1 protein-coding gene is annotated in these 1506 nt (G+C 70.6%); it reads left to right on the top strand.

Features of this window, described 5'->3' with window-relative positions; genetic code table 11:
* Positions 1–1506: SDR family NAD(P)-dependent oxidoreductase (locus tag ABT300_RS43955; protein WP_351688760.1), on the top strand; the 1506-nt coding region annotated here is incomplete at both ends.

The following is a 1506-nucleotide window of genomic DNA, read 5'->3' as shown; positions in this document are numbered from 1 at the left end:
GAGTTGGCGTCGGCGGAGTACTGGGTGCGGCATGTGCGGGAGGCGGTGCGTTTCGCCGACGGGGTCGGCGTGCTGGCAGGCGAGGGCGTGACCCGTTTCCTGGAGATCGGCCCGGACTCCACTCTCACCGCACTCGCGCAGAACAGCCTCCCCGACGACACCCACGACCCGGGCGACGCAGTGTTCGCATCGATGCTCCGCAAGGACAGGAGTGAGGTGGAGACCGTCCTTGCGTGCATTGCCGCTGGATACACGGCGGGGCTCTTCGTCGACTGGACCGCCGTGATCGGCGAGGTCTCCACGGCCGGCGTCGACCTGCCGACGTACGCCTTCCAGCGAGAGCGGTTCTGGCCGCAGACCAAGCGCAGCGAAGTCGTGCGGGACGCGGAACTCTGGGGCTCCGCCGAACCGGAGGAAGCACGGGAGCTGGCTCACACGTTGAACATCGGCGAGGACGTCGTCCAGGAGGTCCTGGCGGGACTGTCGGCCCGGCATCGGGATCGCGCGGTCAGAGCCGAGGTGGACGGCTGGCGATACCGTGTCGACTGGCAGGAGGCCGCGCTGCCGCCCGGTGACGGTCCTACCGGGCAGTGGCTGGTGCTCCACTCGGCGGGGCGCTCGGCTCATCTGGACACGGTGACCGCTGCTCTGCCCGAACACCTGCTCCTGTCCCTCTCGGACGATCCCGACCGTGCGGAGCTGGCCCGCGCCGTCGCCGCCCTTCCGGGCCCGCAGATCGCCGGAGTCGTCGTCCTGTGCGAGACGGTCGTGCAAGCGCTCATCGCCACACAGGCGATGGGCGACGCGAAGGTGGCAGGGCCTACCTGGCTGGTGACCCGGGGAGCGGTCTCCGTGGGCGACCTCGACGACGGTCCGCTGCGGGCCGAACAGGCCGCCGTCTGGGGCCTGGGCCGTGTCGCCGCACTGGAACACCCCGACCGCTGGGGCGGACTCGTCGATCTGCCGGAGGCGCCTGGCGCGGACGCCGCAGCGCTTCTCGCGTCGGTCTTCTCATGTTCCTCGGAGGATCAACTCGCGCTCCGCGAGGGACGGATCCATGCCCGAAGGCTTCGGCAGGCGTCCGCTCAGCGGCCCACCGGGCCGGGCTGGAAACCGGAAGGAAGGGTCCTGATCACCGGCGGCACCGGTGCTCTCGGCGCGCACGTCGCGCGCTGGCTCGTCAGGCGTGGCGCCACCGACCTGGTTCTCACTGGTCGTCAGGGTCCTGCCGCCGCAGGAGCCGGAGAACTCGTCGCCGAGCTCCGCGACTCGGGCGCGCAACGGGTGAGCGTCGAGGCGTGCGACGTGTCCGACCGGGCAGCGGTCGCCGACCTGCTCTCCCGACACCGCGTCAGCGCCGTCTTCCATGTCGCCGGCGTCCCCGACCACATGCCCTTCGACGACATCGACGCCGCTCATGTGGGTCGGGTGGTGGGGGCGAAGGCGTGGGGTGCGGTGTATTTGGATGAGTTGACGTGTGGTTGGGATCTGTCGGCGTTCGTGGTG

The organism is Streptomyces sp. NPDC001027 (assembly GCF_040299045.1).
GTDB lineage: Bacteria > Actinomycetota > Actinomycetes > Streptomycetales > Streptomycetaceae > Streptomyces.
This window is presented reverse-complemented; position numbering and strand designations above follow the sequence as displayed.